Source organism: Faecalibacterium sp. OF04-11AC, assembly GCF_003460645.1.
Taxonomy (GTDB): domain Bacteria; phylum Bacillota; class Clostridia; order Oscillospirales; family Ruminococcaceae; genus Faecalibacterium; species Faecalibacterium prausnitzii_I.
The window spans coordinates 51,696-67,437 of the sequence record NZ_QTVP01000001.1 but is presented as its reverse complement, the minus strand read 5'-3'; the positions used below and the strand labels follow the sequence as shown (position 1 = coordinate 67,437).

Sequence of the window (15,742 nt, the reverse complement as noted above, 5' to 3'; positions counted from 1 at the left end):
AACAGGCGCACAGGGTCAAGATCACTCAATGATCTTGCCGACAACGCCAGAACCAACGGTACGGCCACCCTCACGGATAGCGAAACGCAGGCCCTCTTCCATAGCAACGGGGGTCAGCAGCTCAACGTGCATCATGACGTTATCGCCAGGCATGCACATCTCGGTGCCTTCCGGCAGGGTGATGATGCCGGTCACGTCGGTGGTACGGAAGTAGAACTGAGGACGATAGTTGGAGAAGAACGGGGTGTGACGGCCGCCCTCGTCCTTGGTCAGGACGTAGACCTGAGCCTCAAAGACGTTGTGGGGGTGCACAGTGCCGGGCTTAGCCAGAACCTGGCCACGCTCGATCTGGGTACGATCAACACCACGCAGCAGAGCGCCGATGTTATCGCCAGCCTCAGCGAAGTCCAGAGACTTACGGAACATCTCCAGGCCGGTGATGGTGGTGCTCAGACGATCGGGCTTGATGCCGACGATCTCCATAGCGTCGCCAACCTTGGCAATACCACGCTCAACACGACCGGTAGCAACGGTACCACGGCCAGAAATGGTCATGACATCCTCAATGGGCATCAGGAAAGGCTTGTCCTCCTCACGATCCGGGTTGGGGATATAGGAGTCAACAGCGTCCATCAGCTCTTTGATGCAAGCGTAAGCAGGATCCTCGGGATCGTTGGGAGCCTCCAGAGCCTTCAGAGCGGAACCACGGATGATCGGGGTATCGTCGCCCGGGAAGTCGTACTCGCTCAGCAGCTCACGGATCTCCATCTCGACCAGATCCAGCAGCTCTTCGTCGTCGACCATATCGCACTTGTTCATGAAGACAACGATATAGGGCACGCCGACCTGACGAGCCAGCAGGATGTGCTCACGGGTCTGGGGCATGGGACCATCGGTAGCAGCAACGACCAGGATAGCGCCGTCCATCTGAGCAGCACCAGTGATCATGTTCTTAACGTAGTCAGCATGGCCCGGGCAGTCAACGTGAGCGTAGTGACGAGCGTCGGTCTGATACTCAACGTGAGCGGAGTTGATCGTGATACCACGAGCGCGCTCCTCGGGAGCCTTATCGATGTTGGCGTAATCCATGAACTCTGCGTCGCCCTTCAGAGCCAGATACTTGGTGATAGCAGCAGTCAGAGTGGTCTTGCCGTGGTCAACGTGACCGATGGTGCCGATGTTAACATGCGGCTTAGAACGGTCAAATTTTGCCTTTTCAGCCATTGGAATATCCTCCCTTAATTAGGTTTTGATATTGGTTACAACAGTCCTGCACATACAGAATTGCATTGCAAAACTATTCTACTAAATTTGCCCTGTAAAATCAAGTGCTTTTACAGGAAATTTTGCCGGAGTGACACTACCCCGGCAAAATCATTATCCGTTTTTCAACGATCAGCCTTGGTGCGGCCAGCAATGATCTGGTCGGCAATGTTCTTGGGCACCGGCTCGTAGTGAGACGGCTCCATGACATACTGGCCACGGCCCTGAGTCTTGGAACGCAGGTCGGTGGCGTAGCCGAACATCTGAGCCAGAGGAACGAACGCGTTGACACGCTGGGTGCCAGCCATTGCCTCCATGCCCTGGATCTGACCACGGCGAGCATTCAGGTCGCCGATAACATCGCCCAGATACTCGTCGGGAACGATGACAGCAACTTTCATGATAGGCTCGGTGATGATGGGATCCGCCTTGCGCATAGCATCCTTGAATGCCATAGAACCCGCAATGGAGAACGCCATCTCAGAGGAGTCGACCTCATGATAAGAACCATCCCACAGGGTGACCTTGACGTCAACGACAGGATAGCCTGCCAGAACGCCGGACTTCATAGCACCCTGGATACCGTTGTCGATAGCCGGGATGTACTCCTTGGGAATCGCGCCGCCAACGATGGCGTTGACGAACTCGTAACCCTTACCGGGCTCGTTGGGCTCGATCTTGATCTTGACGTGACCGTACTGGCCCTTACCACCGGACTGACGTGCGTACTTGGTCTCCTGGTTGGCCTCTTTGCGGATGGTCTCACGGTAAGCAACCTGGGGTGCACCCACGTTTGCTTCAACCTTGAACTCACGCAGCAGACGGTCAACGATGATCTCCAGGTGCAGCTCGCCCATACCAGCAATGATGGTCTGGCCGGTCTCTTCATCGGTGTAGGTCTTAAAGGTGGGGTCCTCTTCGGCCAGCTTTGCCAGCGCAATGCCCATCTTCTCGTTGCCGGCCTTGGTCTTAGGCTCAATGGCAACGCGGATAACGGGCTCAGGGAACTTCATGGACTCCAGAATGATGGGATGATTCTCATCACACAGAGTATCACCAGTGGTGGTGTTCTTCAGACCAACAACGGCAGCGATATCACCTGCATAGCAGCAGTCGATATCCTTGCGGTGATTGGAGTGCATCTGCAGGATGCGGCCCATACGCTCCTTGGTGTCTTTCACGGAGTTGTAGACAGTAGTACCTGCCTCGACCTTACCGGAATAGACGCGGAAGTAAGCCAGCTTACCAACGAACGGGTCGGTAGCGATCTTAAAGGCCAGAGCGGCAAACGGAGCGTCGTCGGAAGACGGACGGGTCTCCTGCTCTTCGGTCTCGGGGTTCACACCCTTGATGTCCTCGACATCGGTCGGGGCGGGCATATAATCCACGATAGCGTCCAGCAGCTTCTGGACACCACGGTTCTTGTAGGAAGAACCGCAGGTAACGGGGACCAGAGTGTTGGCGATGGTCTCCTTGCGGATGGCAGCCTTCAGCTCAGCCTTGGTGATCTCCTCGCCCTCGAGGTACTTCTCCATCAGCTCTTCGTCGTTCTCAGCAACAGCCTCGATCAGGATGTTGCGATACTCCTCAGCCTGCTCGACCATATCCTCGGGAATGGGCTCACAGCGCATGTCGTTGCCCATGTCGTCGTAGTAGACCTCAGCGTTCATGTCAACCAGGTCAACGATACCACGGAAAGTATCCTCCTGGCCGATAGGCAGCTGAATTGCAACGCCGTTGGCGTGCAGACGATCATGCAGCATCTTGATGCAGCGGAAGAAGTCGGCACCCATGGTATCCATCTTGTTGACGTACACCATACGGGGAACCTTGTATTCGTCAGCCTGACGCCAAACGGTCTCAGACTGCGGCTCGACACCACCCTTAGCGGCCAGAACGGTCACAGAACCGTCCAGAACGCGCAGAGAGCGCTGGACCTCAACCGTGAAGTCCACGTGGCCCGGGGTGTCGATGATGTTGATGCGGTGACGGTTCTTCTTAAATGCAACGGGATCCTTCTGGGTCTCAGAATGGCTCCAGTAGCAAGTGGTGGCTGCGGAGGTGATGGTAATACCACGCTCCTGCTCCTGGACCATCCAGTCCATGGTAGCGCCGCCGTCGTGAACTTCGCCGATCTTGTGGTTGATGCCGGTGTAGTACAGAATACGCTCGGTAGTCGTCGTCTTACCAGCATCAATATGGGCCATAATGCCGATATTTCTCGTCATCTGAAGAGAAACTTCTCTGGGAGTAGCCATGAAATTAACCTCCTACAGAACAGATCAATAACGGAAATGAGCGAAAGCCTTGTTGGCCTCGGCCATCTTGTGGGTATCCTCGCGCTTCTTCACGGCGTTACCAGTGTTGTTGGCAGCATCCATGATCTCAGCAGCCAGACGCTGTGCCATGGTCTTCTCACCACGGCTGCGGCTGTAAGCAGTCAGCCAGCGCAGGCCCAGGGTCTCGCGGCGGGCGGGGCTCACTTCCAGAGGAACCTGGTAGTTAGCGCCACCAACGCGGCGGGTCTTGCACTCGAGGCTGGGCATGATGTTCTCCATCGCCTTCTCGAAAGTCTCCAGAGGATCGTTGCCGGTCTTCTCCTGAATCATGGAGAAAGCTTCATAAACGATCTTCTGAGCGACGCCCTTCTTGCCATCCAGCATCACGCTGTTGACCAGACGAGTGACCATCTTGGAATTGTAAATAGGATCAGCTAAGACATCGCGCTTAGCAATGTTACCTCTTCTAGGCATCTTTCTTCCCTCCTTCACAGAATGATATCATCGGTACTCGAAAGTAATAAAACTCCCGTTGTGTCACAAAGAGCTGACCTTACATAAACTGTTGCCCATCTGCATTGCAGACTTGTTATTTATATAATGGAAAGCCGTTTATGGCGGTTCGTTCCTTAATTACTTCTTCGCAGCACCGGCCTTAGGACGCTTCGCGCCGTACTTGGAGCGGGCCTGGTTACGGCCTGCCACACCCTGGGTATCCAGGGTACCACGGATGATGTGGTAACGCACACCGGGCAGGTCCCTAACACGGCCGCCACGGATCAGCACGACGGAGTGCTCCTGCAGGTTATGGCCGATACCGGGAATGTAAGAGGTGACCTCAATACCATTCGTGAGGCGAACACGGGCAACCTTACGCAGAGCAGAGTTAGGCTTCTTCGGGGTCATGGTACGGACAGCGGTGCAGACACCACGCTTCTGGGGGCTATTCAGATCAGAATACTGTTTCTTCTGAGAATTGTAGCTCTTCAGCAGTGCGGGAGCAGTGCTCTTGGTCTCCAGGACCTGACGGCCTTTGCGTACAAGCTGGTTAAAAGTAGGCATTTTGTTTCTCCTTTCTTAATAATGCACATCGGGCTTGTCCCGACTTTTTTGTCGCACTATCCCCGTAGGGACGCGCAACAGTTATATAATACTCGCTTTGATTCGGAATGTCAACAGTTTTTCCAAGATTTTTTTGTTTTATTCGCCGAATTTTCTTTTCATCCATTCGGCTCCCCGAACAGGGGAGCTGCCTGCGCCAAAGCGCGGCCTGAGCGGTTTATTTCCGATCAAAAAAGCCGCCTCCACTCATTTCTCAGTGGAAGCGGCTTCGCGTTTATTGATTCGGTTTCAGAGGAACGCAGCGCTTACTGCTGGTTTGCAGCAGCCAGCTCCTCGGCCACAGCGGCGTCGCGCTCTTCCTCGCGGCGCTTCAGATCCTCACGCACCTCCGGGAGACCGGTACCCGCGGGGATCAGTTTGCCGATGATGACGTTCTCTTTCAGGCCAGCCAGCGGATCGATCTTGCCCTTGATGGCAGCTTCGGTCAGCACGCGGGTGGTCTCCTGGAACGACGCGGCAGACAGGAACGACTCGTTGGCCAGGGCAGCCTTGGTGATGCCCAGCAGCACCTGCTGGTACTCCACCAGCTTGACACCCTCTTCGCCAGCGTCGATCCGCTTCTGCAGCTCGGCGTTGATGTTCTCGACATCCAGGCGGTTTGCCAGAGCGCCGCCGATCAGATCCGAAGAGCCGGAGTCGGTCACGCGGACCTTGCGGCACATCTGACGGACGATGACCTCGATATGCTTATCGTTGATCTCAACGCCCTGCAGACGGTAAACTTTCTGGACCTCGCTGATGAGGTAGTTCTGGACATCGCTCAGGCCCTTGATGGCCAGAATGTCCTGCGGATAGAGGACGCCCTCACGGGTGATGATGTCGCCCTTTTCCACACGGTCGCCCGGCATCACGCGTGCGTGCTGGGTGAACGGGATGGAGTAGCTCTTCACGACCTCCGCGCCGTTCTCATCCTTGCCAGTGACCTTGATGACCACGTTCTTCTTGGTGTCGTCCTGAGAGACCACACCGGAGATCTCGCTCATGATGGCCATGCTCTTGGGACGGCGGCTCTCGAACAGCTCCTCAACACGGGGAAGACCCTGGGTAATATCTTCAGCCGATGCAATACCACCGGTATGGAACGTACGCATGGTCAGCTGAGTACCGGGCTCGCCGATGGACTCTGCGGCGATGACGCCGATGGACTCGCCCAGCTGGACGGGCTCACCGTTTGCCATATCGCTGCCATAGCAGTGTGCGCAGACGCCGATCTTGGCGCGGCAGGTCAGCAGGCTGCGGATCTTCAGCTTGGTGATGCCGGCTGCCTCGATGTCATTGGCGTCGTACAGGTCGATCATCTTGCCCTCGGGCACGATGACCTCACCGGTAACGGGGTTGATGACATCGCCCACGGCGTAACGGCCGATGATACGCTCACGGAAGCTCTCGATCTTCTCCTTGCCCTCGTGGATCTCAGAGACCCACAGGCCATCGGTGGTACCGCAGTCGATCTCGCGGACGATCACTTCCTGAGAGACATCGACCATGCGGCGGGTCAGGTAGCCGGAGTCAGCGGTACGCAGAGCGGTATCCGCCAGACCCTTACGAGCACCACGGGCAGAGACGAAATATTCCAGAATATTCAGACCCTCACGGTAGTTGGCACGAATGGGCATCTCAATGGTCTTACCGGCGGTGTTTGCCAGCAGGCCGCGCATGCCGGCCAGCTGCTTGATCTGGTTCATAGAACCACGAGCACCAGAGTCCGCCATCATGAAGATCTCGTTGTCCTTGGGCAGGTTTGCCGCCAGAGCTTTGGAGACCTTATCGGTGGTTGCCTGCCAGATGTTGATGGTCTGGGTGTAGCGCTCGTTCTCGGAGATCAGGCCGCGGTTGAACAGCTTGCTCACCTGAGAGACCTGCTTGTCAGCCTCGGCGATCAGCTCGTCTTTCTGGGGCGGGATGACAGCGTCGCAGACAGCAACGGAGATGGCGGACAGGGTGGAGTACTTGTAGCCCTGAGCCTTGATGCGTCCAGCATCTTAGCGCACTTGTGGGTGCCGTTCCGGGTCATGCAGCGGGAAATGATGTCGGGCAGGGTCTTCTTGGTCACGCGGAAGCTGACCTCATACTCCAGCCAGTGCTCCGGATCGGTACGGTCGATATAACCGAGGTTCTGGGGCACAGGGTTGTTGAAGATGATGCGGCCGACGGTGGCATCCACCAGACCGGTGCGCTCCACGCCGTCAATGGTCATGGTGCGGCGCACCTTGATGGGTGCGTGCAGGGTGACAATGTGCTCGGCGTAAGCCATCAGAGCCTCGTTCTCGTCGCGGAAGATCTTGCCCGCGCCCTCCTCGTTCTCACGAACGGTGGTCAGGTAGTAGCTGCCCAGGATCATATCCTGCGTAGGAACGGTAACAGGAGCGCCGTCAGAGGGCTTCAGCAGGTTGCCGGAAGCCAGCATCAGCATCTTGGCCTCACGGCAGGCATCCTCGCCTAGGGGCAGGTGAACTGCCATCTGGTCGCCGTCGAAGTCGGCGTTGAACGCGGTACATGCCAGGGGGTGCAGCTTGATTGCACGGCCCTCCACCAGCACCGGGTTAAAGGCCTGAATGCCCAGACGGTGCAGCGTAGGTGCACGGTTCAGCAGAACGGGATGGCCCTTGATGACGGTCTCCAGGCTGTCCCAGACCTCAGGCTTTGCACGCTCGACCATCTTACGGGCGGATTTGATGTTGTTGGCAACACCCTTTTCCACCAGGTCTTTCATGACAAAGGGCTTGAACAGCTCCAGAGCCATCTCCTTGGGCAGACCGCACTGATCCATCTTCAGCTCAGGGCCGACGACGATAACAGAACGGCCGGAGTAGTCAACACGCTTGCCCAGCAGGTTCTGGCGGAAACGGCCCTGCTTGCCCTTGAGCAGGTCAGACAGGCTCTTCAGGGCACGGTTGTTGGGGCCGGTGACCGGACGACCACGGCGGCCGTTGTCGATCAGGCTGTCCACAGCCTCCTGCAGCATCCGCTTCTCGTTGCGCACGATGATGTCAGGAGCACCCAGCTCCAGCAGGCGGCGCAGACGGTTGTTGCGGTTGATGACGCGGCGGTACAGGTCGTTCAGGTCGGAGGTGGCAAAACGGCCGCCGTCCAGCTGGACCATGGGGCGCAGGTCAGGGGGCAGAACAGGCAGCACATCCATGACCATCCACTCGGGGCGGTTGCCGGAAATGCGGAAAGCCTCCACGACCTCCAGACGCTTCAGGATGCGGACACGCTTCTGGCCGGAGGACTTCTCCACCTCAGCGGTCAGTTCAGCGCTCAGCTGATCCAGGTCGATCTCTTTCAGCAGATCCTGGATCGCCTCAGCACCCATGGCGGCCTCAAACTCGTCGCCATAGCGCTCACGCATCTCGCGGTATTCTTTCTCGGTCAGCAGCTGCTTCTTTTCCAGCGGGGTCAGACCGGGGTTGGTAACGATATAGCTTGCAAAGTACAGCACTTTCTCCAGCAGGCGGGGGCTGATGTCCAGCATCAGGCCGATGCGGCTGGGGATGCCCTTGAAGTACCAGATGTGGCTGACAGGAGCGGCCAGCTCAATGTGGCCCATACGCTCGCGGCGGACCTTTGCTTTGGTGACCTCGACGCCGCAGCGGTCGCAGATCTTGCCCTTGTAGCGGATGCGCTTATACTTGCCGCAGTGGCACTCCCAGTCCTTGGTAGGTCCAAAGATGCGCTCGCAGTACAGGCCGTCGCGCTCCGGCTTCAGGGTGCGGTAGTTGATGGTCTCCGGCTTCTTCACCTCACCGTAGCTCCACTTGCGGATCTGCTCAGGAGAGGCAAGGCCGATTTTAATGGAATCGAAAACGTTGTTTTCCATGAAACGAACCCTTTCTTAATCTCTAGTTGTCTCGATGATAACAGGCGGCTTTGCAATCCTCTGTTCCCTGCCCGCGCGGCACGCGGCACGCGCGCCGCGCCAGGCAAAAAACAGCTTTGTTCAGGATTTACTCAAAGTCCACTTCGTCGGAAGCGGGAGCCGCGTCGCCGGAGTTGTTGTCGTCCAGCACAGAGGGATCATCGAAACCCGCGTCGGCGTCCTTGATGGTGTAGTCATTCAGCAGCTCGTTCTCGTTGGTAACGGTCTCGCTGCCGGCAACATCGCGCATATCAAAGCCAGTCTCTTCGTCGTCGAAGTTCTGGCGCATGTCGATCTCGTTGCCGTCCTTGTCCTGGACCACAACGTCCAGACCCAGGGACTGCAGCTCCTTGAGCATAACACGGAACGACTCGGGGATGCCCGGCTGCGGGATGGGCTCGCCCTTGACGATGGCTCATAGGTCTTCACACGGCCCTCAACATCGTCCGACTTCACGGTCAGGATCTCCTGCAGGGTGTAAGCGGCACCGTAAGCTTCCAGTGCCCAGACCTCCATCTCGCCGAAGCGCTGGCCGCCGAACTGGGCCTTGCCGCCCAGAGGCTGCTGGGTGACCAGAGAGTAGGGGCCGGTGGAACGTGCATGGATCTTATCATCGACCAGGTGATGCAGCTTGAGGTAGTACATATAACCGACGGTAACGCGGTTGTCGAACTTCTCGCCGGTGCGGCCGTCGTAAACAGTGGTCTTGCCATCGCGGTCCAGCTCGATCTTGGAGAAGTCGATGATGTGGCCCTTCTCGCCCATGATCTTGGGGAGCTTGGTGGGATATGCGGGAGCATTCTCGCCGTGCCACAGCTCGCGGGCGGTATCAAAGGTATCGCCGATATCAGCCTCGCGGGCGGAGTCGAAGACAGGGGTCATGACCTTGATGCCACAGGCCTTTGCCGCGTAGCCCAGGTTGACTTCCAGCACCTGACCGATGTTCATACGGGAAGGAACGCCCAGGGGGTTCAGCACGATGTCCAGCGGGGTGCCGTCGGGCAGGTAAGGCATATCCTCCTGCGGCAGGATGCGGGAAACGACACCCTTGTTGCCGTGACGGCCTGCCATCTTATCGCCGACGCTGATCTTGCGCTTCTGAGCGATGTAGCAGCGGACGACCTCACGGACGCCGGGCTGCAGCTCATCGCTGTTCTCCGGAGTGAAGACCTTGACATCCACGATGATGCCGTACTCGCCGTGAGGCACACGCAGGGAGGTGTCACGCACCTCGCGGGCCTTTTCGCCAAAGATGGCGCGGAGCAGGCGCTCCTCAGCGGTCAGCTCGGTCTCGCCCTTGGGGGTGACCTTACCAACCAGAATATCACCGCTCTTGACCTCAGCGCCGATGCGGATGATGCCGCGCTCGTCCAGGTCTTTCAGAGCGTCCTCGGAAACGTTGGGGATATCACGGGTGATCTCCTCAGGTCCGAGCTTGGTGTCACGAGACTCTGTCTCGTACTCTTCAATATGAATGGAGGTATACACATCCTCGCGGACGATCTTCTCGTTCAGCAGGACGGCGTCCTCGTAGTTGTAGCCCTCCCAGGTCATGAAGCCGATCAGAGCGTTCTTGCCCAGAGAGATCTCACCGTTGCGCATAGCCGGGCCATCGGCCAGCACCTGGCCGGCCTTGACGGTCTCGCCCACTTCCACGATGGGGCGCTGGTTGATGCAGGTGCCCGCGTTGGAGCGGGCGAACTTGACCAGCGGGTAGTTGTCCAGGGTGCCCTGCTCGTTGCGGACCACCACATGGTCGGCATCCATCTTCTCCACAACGCCGTCGTTCTTTGCCAGAACAGCGGTGCCGGAGTCGGTAGCTGCCTTATACTCCATACCCGTTGCCACAATGGGCTGCTGGGTGACCATCAGAGGCACTGCCTGACGCTGCATGTTGGAGCCCATCAGTGCACGGTTACAGTCATCGTTCTCCAGGAACGGGATGCAGGCGGTCGCAACAGAGACCATCATACGGGGCGAAACGTCCATATAATCGACCTGTGCGGCGTCGATTTCCAGAATGTCGTCGCGGCGGCGGGCAGAAACGCGGGGACGGATGAAGTGCTTGCCCTCGTCCAGCGGCTCGTTGGCCTGTGCCACAACGTACTCGTCCTCGACATCAGCGGTCATATACTCGACCTCGTCGGTGACGACCTGATCGATCAGCTTGCCGTTCTCATCGTAGGTCTTCTTCACCTTGCGGTAAGGAGCCTCCACGAAGCCATACTCGTTGATCTTGGCGTAGGATGCCAGATAGGAGATCAGACCGATGTTGGGGCCTTCAGGGGTCTCAATGGGGCACATACGGCCATAGTGGCTGTAGTGGACGTCGCGGACCTCGAAACCCGCGCGGTCACGGCTCAGACCGCCGGGGCCCAGAGCGGACAGACGGCGCTTGTGGGTCAGCTCAGCCAGAGGGTTGTTCTGGTCCATGAACTGAGACAGCGGGGAAGAACCGAAGAACTCCTTGATGGCTGCCACCACAGGGCGGATGTTGATGAGGGCCTGCGGGGTGATGACGCTCTGATCCTGGCTCTGCAGGGTCATGCGCTCACGGATGACGCGCTCCATGCGGGAGAAGCCGATGCGGAACTGGTTCTGCAGCAGCTCACCGACGCTGCGGATGCGGCGGTTGCCCAGGTGGTCGATATCATCGGTGGTGCCGATGCCATGGCCCAGGCCGTTCAGGTAGTTGATGGAAGCCAGAATGTCGGTCACGGTGACCGTACGGCCGATCAGCTGGTCGTGGTTGCGGCGCAGCATCTCTTTCTGCTCTTCCACATCGGAAGTGGTGTCCAGGATCTTCTTGATCTCGTCAAAGGAGCAGCGCTCGTTGATGCCGCACTCCTTGACGTCAAAGGAGAAGAAGCCCTGTGCGTCCACACAGCCGTTGGTGATGACCTTGACGTTCTTGTCCTCGACTTTCAGGATGACGACATTGACGCCTGCGGCATCGGCTTTCTCAGCCAGCTCGCGGCTGATCTTGGTGCCAGCCTCCACGATCAGCTCACCGGTCAGGGGAGCCACGATGTTCTCAGCGGCAACATAACCCATGATGCGGCGTGCCAGAGAGAGCTTCTTGTTCATCTTATAACGGCCGAAACGGGACAGATCGTAACGGCGCGGGTCGAAGAACAGCATGTTGATCTGGCTGGTAGCAGACTCCACTGTGGGAGGCTCGCCGGGGCGCAGCTTGCGGTAAACTTCCAGCAGGCCCTCTTCCTGGTTCTTGGTGGTGTCCTTTTCCAGGGTAGCCAGGATGCGCTCGTCGTCACCGAAGAAGTTCAGGATGTCCTCATTGGTGGACAGGCCCAGTGCACGGCACAGCACGGTGACAGGCAGCTTGCGGTTCTTATCAATACGGACATAGAACACGTTGGAAGCGTCGGTCTCGTACTCCAGCCAGGCACCGCGGTTGGGGTTCATGGTAGCGCTGTACAGGTCGTTACCAACTTTATCCTTGGCATCTCCGTAGAATACGCCGGGAGAACGGACCAGCTGGCTGACGATGGCACGCTCCGCACCGTTGATCACAAAGGTGCCCGCATCGGTCATCAGCGGGAAATCACCCATGAAAATTTCCTGGTCCTTGACTTCGCCGGTCTCCTTGTTCAACAGACGGGCGGTAACGCGCAGGGGGGCAGCGTAGGTCACGTCGCGCTCCTTGCACTCCTTGATGCTGTACTTGGGCTCCTTATCCAGACGGAAGTCCACAAAGCTCAGCGCCAGGTTACCAGTGTAGTCCTCAATGGTGCCGATATCGTGGAAGACCTCTTTCAGGCCCTCGTCCAGGAACCACTGATAAGAGTTCTTCTGGACCTCGATCAGGTTCGGCATACTGATGACTTCGTCGATGTGGGAGAAGCTCATGCGCTCGGTTTTGCCGAGCTTTACGGGCTTGACTTTCATCATAAAATCAACCACTCCTTACTTTTATACTCTACGGATTTGCAATAACGCAGGTCGAATTTTGAGCAGACACACATAATCCGACCCACGCTCCGCGGAGAAGTTCGGCGTTTTTCACAAACTTTTCGGTTCAGTCCTCCAAGCTCGCTCCACGCAAACTCCCTTTTTGGCGCACTAGGCCATTATGTGATACTGGTTTAGTATACCCCCTAAAAGCCTTGCTGTCAAGCCATTTTTCGCATTTTGGTGCAAAAAATTTCCCGGAAGCCCTGTTTTGCAGGACACCCGGGGGCGTGTAGCTTTTGGTTGATTTAGGCCTTGATTTTTTCGTTTTTCATGTTCCTGCCAAAAACAGGGTTGTGCATTTTGTACAGGTTGGCTCTTGCACAGGGCTTACTCCTCCAGATAATCCCGCAGCCGTTTGGCCCGGCTGGGGTGGCGGAGCTTGCGCAGGGCCTTGGCCTCGATCTGGCGCACTCGTTCCCGGGTGACATGGAACTCCTTGCCCAGCTCTTCCAGTGTCCGGGCCCGGCCATCTTCCAACCCGAACCGCAGGGCAATGACCCGCTCTTCCCGGGGCGTCAGGCTCTTGAGCACATTCATCAGCTCCCGCCGCAGCAGCTGCCGCCCGGCCTCGTCCACCGGGACGCCCGCCTCCTCGTCCTGGATAAAATCCTCCAGATGGGCGTCCTCTTCCTCGCCCACCGGCGTTTCCAGGCTCACGGGCTCCTGGGCCAGCTGTAATAATTCCCGCACCCGGGCGGGCTCCATCTCCAACTGGGCCGCGATCTCCTCCGCCGTAGGCTCCCGCCCGTTTTTGCGGAGCAGCTCCCCTGCTGTCTTCTTCACCCGGTTGATACTCTCCACCAGATGCACCGGGATCCGGATGGTCCGCCCCTGATCGGCAATGGCCCGGGTGATGGACTGCCGGATCCACCACGTCGCGTAAGTGGAAAACTTGAAGCCCCGATCCGGCTCAAACTTTTCTGCCGCTTTCATCAGGCCCAGGTTTCCCTCCTGGATCAGATCCAGGAACGGCAGGCCCCGCCCGGCGTACCGCTTGGCCACCGAGACCACCAGCCGCAGATTTGCCTCACTCAGGCGTCGGCGGGCTTCCTCGTCCCCGGCCTGCGCCGCCCGAGCCAGCTCTGCTTCTTCGTCGGCGGAAAGGAGCGGCACCCGCCCGATCTCCTTTAAATAGGTCTTTACCGGGTCATCCAGCGCCACGCCCTCCGCCGAGAGCTCGTGTTCCAGCCGTCCGATCTGTGCCTCATCCAGCGGGGGCAGGTCGGGGTCTTCCTCTTTCACGGTCACGCCCCGGGCTTCCAGCGCCGCATGGAGCGCATCCAGCCCAGCCGCATCGTACTCCTGCTCGTCCATCGCCCGGCCGATCTCCTCCGGCGTCAGAGTATGCCGCCGGGCACGGGCCGCCAGCAGCCGGGCCAGTTCCTCTGTTTGTGACATTTTCTGCATGATTCTTTCTCCTTCCGGCTCCAGCCGGGTGGAGGAGGGTCATGCCCTGTTATTCTTCCGGGGGAAGATTCCCCTGTTTTTTCTCCCGCATCGACTGGAGATACTGCTCTAATTGATCGTTGGACATTTCGGCCGCCTTTTTTGCTACCGGGGTACCCCGGGCAATGCGGTCCAGGTAGAGCCGGATATCGTCCGGCGTACAATTCACATCGCTGTATTTTGCCGCAAGGGCGCTCAATTCATTCAGCGCTTCTTCGCTGACGTAGGCACGCAGGGTGGCCAGACTCAGCTCGATCCCCTGCTCCCGGCACTGGATCATGGCCTGATACAGCTCCCGCTGCTGGGGCAGCAGGAACTTTTCCGCCGGGAGCTGGCTGCGCACCATGTCCAGATAGCCGGGCTCCCGCAGGATGGCGGCCAGCAGCCGCTGCTGCGCACTGGCCACACCCAGCGCCTCGGCCCCGCCCATGCTGTAGGGCACGTTGATCTGGTTCATCTCGCCCTCTTTGAGCCGGGCACGGCTCCGCTCCTGCCGGCGCTTGTAGCCTGCCCGCTTGACCGCCGTTTCCAGCTGGGTCATAATGGCCGTCTTGGAAACATTGGTCTCCTCGGCCAGCCGCCCGGCGTAAACTTCCTGTTCCGTGGGGTTGGAGCGCTCGGCCAGCATGTCCACGGCTTCTTTGATGTATTCCAGCCGCTGGCCGTCCTGGCTCAGGTCATATTTGTCCCGCAGCCGCTTGAGGCGGAAATCCAGCGCGTTGCCCACGCCGTCCAGCAGAGCCTTGAACCGCTCTGCCCCGTATTTCTTGATGTACTCGTCCGGGTCCTTTGCCCCGGGGATCTGCAAAACGCCCACCTTGACCGGACTGTTCCGGAACAGCTCCAGCGAGCGGAGGGTGGCTTTCTGGCCCGCCTCGTCCGAGTCGTAGCTGAGGATGACTTCCTCTGCATACTGGCTGATGAGCTTGACCTGATCCGGCGTCAGGGCCGTGCCGCAGGCGCAGACCGCCGTGTCAATGCCCGCCTGCTGCATACTGATGACATCCATATAGCCCTCGCAGAGGACAAAGCGGCGGGAGGCACTCTTCTTGGCGATCTGCAGTGCGAACACCGTATCAGACTTGTGATACACCAGCGTTTCCGGGCTGTTGACATACTTGGGCTTGGAGTCGTCCAGCACGCGCCCGCCGAAGGCGATGATGTTGCCCCGCAGGTCAAAAATAGGGGTCATCACCCGCTTCCAGAACAGGCAGTAAATGCGGCCGGACTGGCTGCGCTTGAACAGACCGCTGGCGTCCAGCTCCTGCTGGTTGTAGCCCTTATCCCGCAAAAACTGGTAGAGAGCCTGCCCGTCGTTGGGGGCATACCCCAGCCCGAACCGGACAATGGTCTTATCGTCCAGCCCGCGCCGCCGCCAGTAAGCCCGGGCCTGCCGGGCCTCCTCCACGGTAGAGTTGAGGCAGGCATGGAAGAACCGCGCGGCCTCCTTGTTCATGGAGAGGATCCGGCTGCGCATCCGCCCGGTCTTATCGTCCTCTTCGGGCTCCGGCATTCCGGCCCGGGCCGCCAGCAGCTTGACCGCCTCCGGGTAATCAATGCTGTTGATCTTCTTGGTAAAAGTAATGGCATCGCCGCCCGCGCCGCAGCCAAAGCAGTAAAAGCTCTGGGTGTCCGGGTAAACATAGAACGAGGGAGATTTTTCGCTGTGGAACGGGCAGAGCCCGCCGTACAGCCGCCCCTTGCGCTTGAGCTGGACATAGCTGCCAATGAGCTCGGTGATGTCCGTCCGGCGGGTCAGCTCTTCAATGTATTCGTGTGGGATCATGGTCTCTTTTGC

The 15,742-nt window shown here is 58.5% G+C and carries 7 protein-coding genes and 2 pseudogenes; all 9 read right to left on the bottom strand.

Translation table 11 applies throughout. The features are described from left to right. Positions 1-21: 21 nt before the first annotated feature. The 9 genes and pseudogenes from tuf to dnaG all read right to left on the bottom strand — a co-directional run bounded on the left by tuf (position 22) and on the right by dnaG (position 15,730). Positions 22-1,224 (bottom strand): elongation factor Tu, encoded by a 1,203-nt coding sequence (gene tuf / locus DXA70_RS00285; protein ID WP_128117221.1) that lies wholly within the window; start codon positions 1,222-1,224, stop codon positions 22-24. A gap of 164 nt (positions 1,225-1,388) precedes the next feature. Beyond that, positions 1,389-3,521 carry an elongation factor G gene (gene fusA, locus DXA70_RS00280; protein WP_128117220.1) on the bottom strand — a complete coding sequence of 711 codons (2,133 nt, stop codon included), beginning with the start codon at positions 3,519-3,521 and terminating at the stop codon, positions 1,389-1,391. A 24-nt stretch (positions 3,522-3,545) separates the two neighbouring features. Then, positions 3,546-4,016 carry a 30S ribosomal protein S7 gene (gene rpsG, locus DXA70_RS00275; protein WP_005930552.1) on the bottom strand — a complete coding sequence of 157 codons (471 nt, stop codon included), beginning with the start codon at positions 4,014-4,016 and terminating at the stop codon, positions 3,546-3,548. Positions 4,017-4,175: 159 nt separating this feature from the next. After that, positions 4,176-4,604: a 30S ribosomal protein S12 gene (gene rpsL, locus DXA70_RS00270; RefSeq protein ID WP_128117219.1), complete on the bottom strand. Its 429-nt coding sequence runs from the start codon at positions 4,602-4,604 to the stop codon at positions 4,176-4,178. Between the two features lie 305 nt (positions 4,605-4,909). Continuing rightward, a pseudogene (rpoC, locus tag DXA70_RS14985) lies at positions 4,910-8,484 on the bottom strand (DNA-directed RNA polymerase subunit beta'). 127 nt (positions 8,485-8,611) lie between these two features. After that, positions 8,612-8,773 (bottom strand): hypothetical protein, encoded by a 162-nt coding sequence (locus DXA70_RS13865; protein WP_243000938.1) that lies wholly within the window; start codon positions 8,771-8,773, stop codon positions 8,612-8,614. A gap of 12 nt (positions 8,774-8,785) precedes the next feature. Continuing rightward, positions 8,786-12,435, bottom strand: a pseudogene (locus tag DXA70_RS00260) (DNA-directed RNA polymerase subunit beta); the annotation flags it as partial. A 390-nt stretch (positions 12,436-12,825) separates the two neighbouring features. After that, a complete protein-coding gene (gene rpoD, locus DXA70_RS00255; protein ID WP_022257789.1) occupies positions 12,826-13,905 on the bottom strand; it encodes an RNA polymerase sigma factor RpoD in 1,080 nt (359 codons plus the stop codon). 49 nt (positions 13,906-13,954) lie between these two features. Beyond that, positions 13,955-15,730 carry a DNA primase gene (gene dnaG / locus DXA70_RS00250; protein WP_128117218.1) on the bottom strand — a complete coding sequence of 592 codons (1,776 nt, stop codon included), beginning with the start codon at positions 15,728-15,730 and terminating at the stop codon, positions 13,955-13,957. Positions 15,731-15,742 lie beyond the last annotated feature (12 nt).

Excerpts from the sequence above, each read along its gene's own strand:
- tuf (WP_128117221.1), bottom strand. The coding sequence starts at position 1,224 with ATGGCTGAAAAGGCAAAATTTGACCGTTCTAAGCCGCATGTTAACATC.
- fusA (WP_128117220.1), bottom strand. The coding sequence starts at position 3,521 with ATGGCTACTCCCAGAGAAGTTTCTCTTCAGATGACGAGAAATATCGGC.
- rpsG (WP_005930552.1), bottom strand. The coding sequence starts at position 4,016 with ATGCCTAGAAGAGGTAACATTGCTAAGCGCGATGTCTTAGCTGATCCT.
- rpsL (WP_128117219.1), bottom strand. The coding sequence starts at position 4,604 with ATGCCTACTTTTAACCAGCTTGTACGCAAAGGCCGTCAGGTCCTGGAG.
- DXA70_RS13865 (WP_243000938.1), bottom strand. The coding sequence starts at position 8,773 with ATGCGCGATGTTGCCGGCAGCGAGACCGTTACCAACGAGAACGAGCTG.
- rpoD (WP_022257789.1), bottom strand. The coding sequence starts at position 13,905 with ATGCAGAAAATGTCACAAACAGAGGAACTGGCCCGGCTGCTGGCGGCC.
- dnaG (WP_128117218.1), bottom strand. The coding sequence starts at position 15,730 with ATGATCCCACACGAATACATTGAAGAGCTGACCCGCCGGACGGACATC.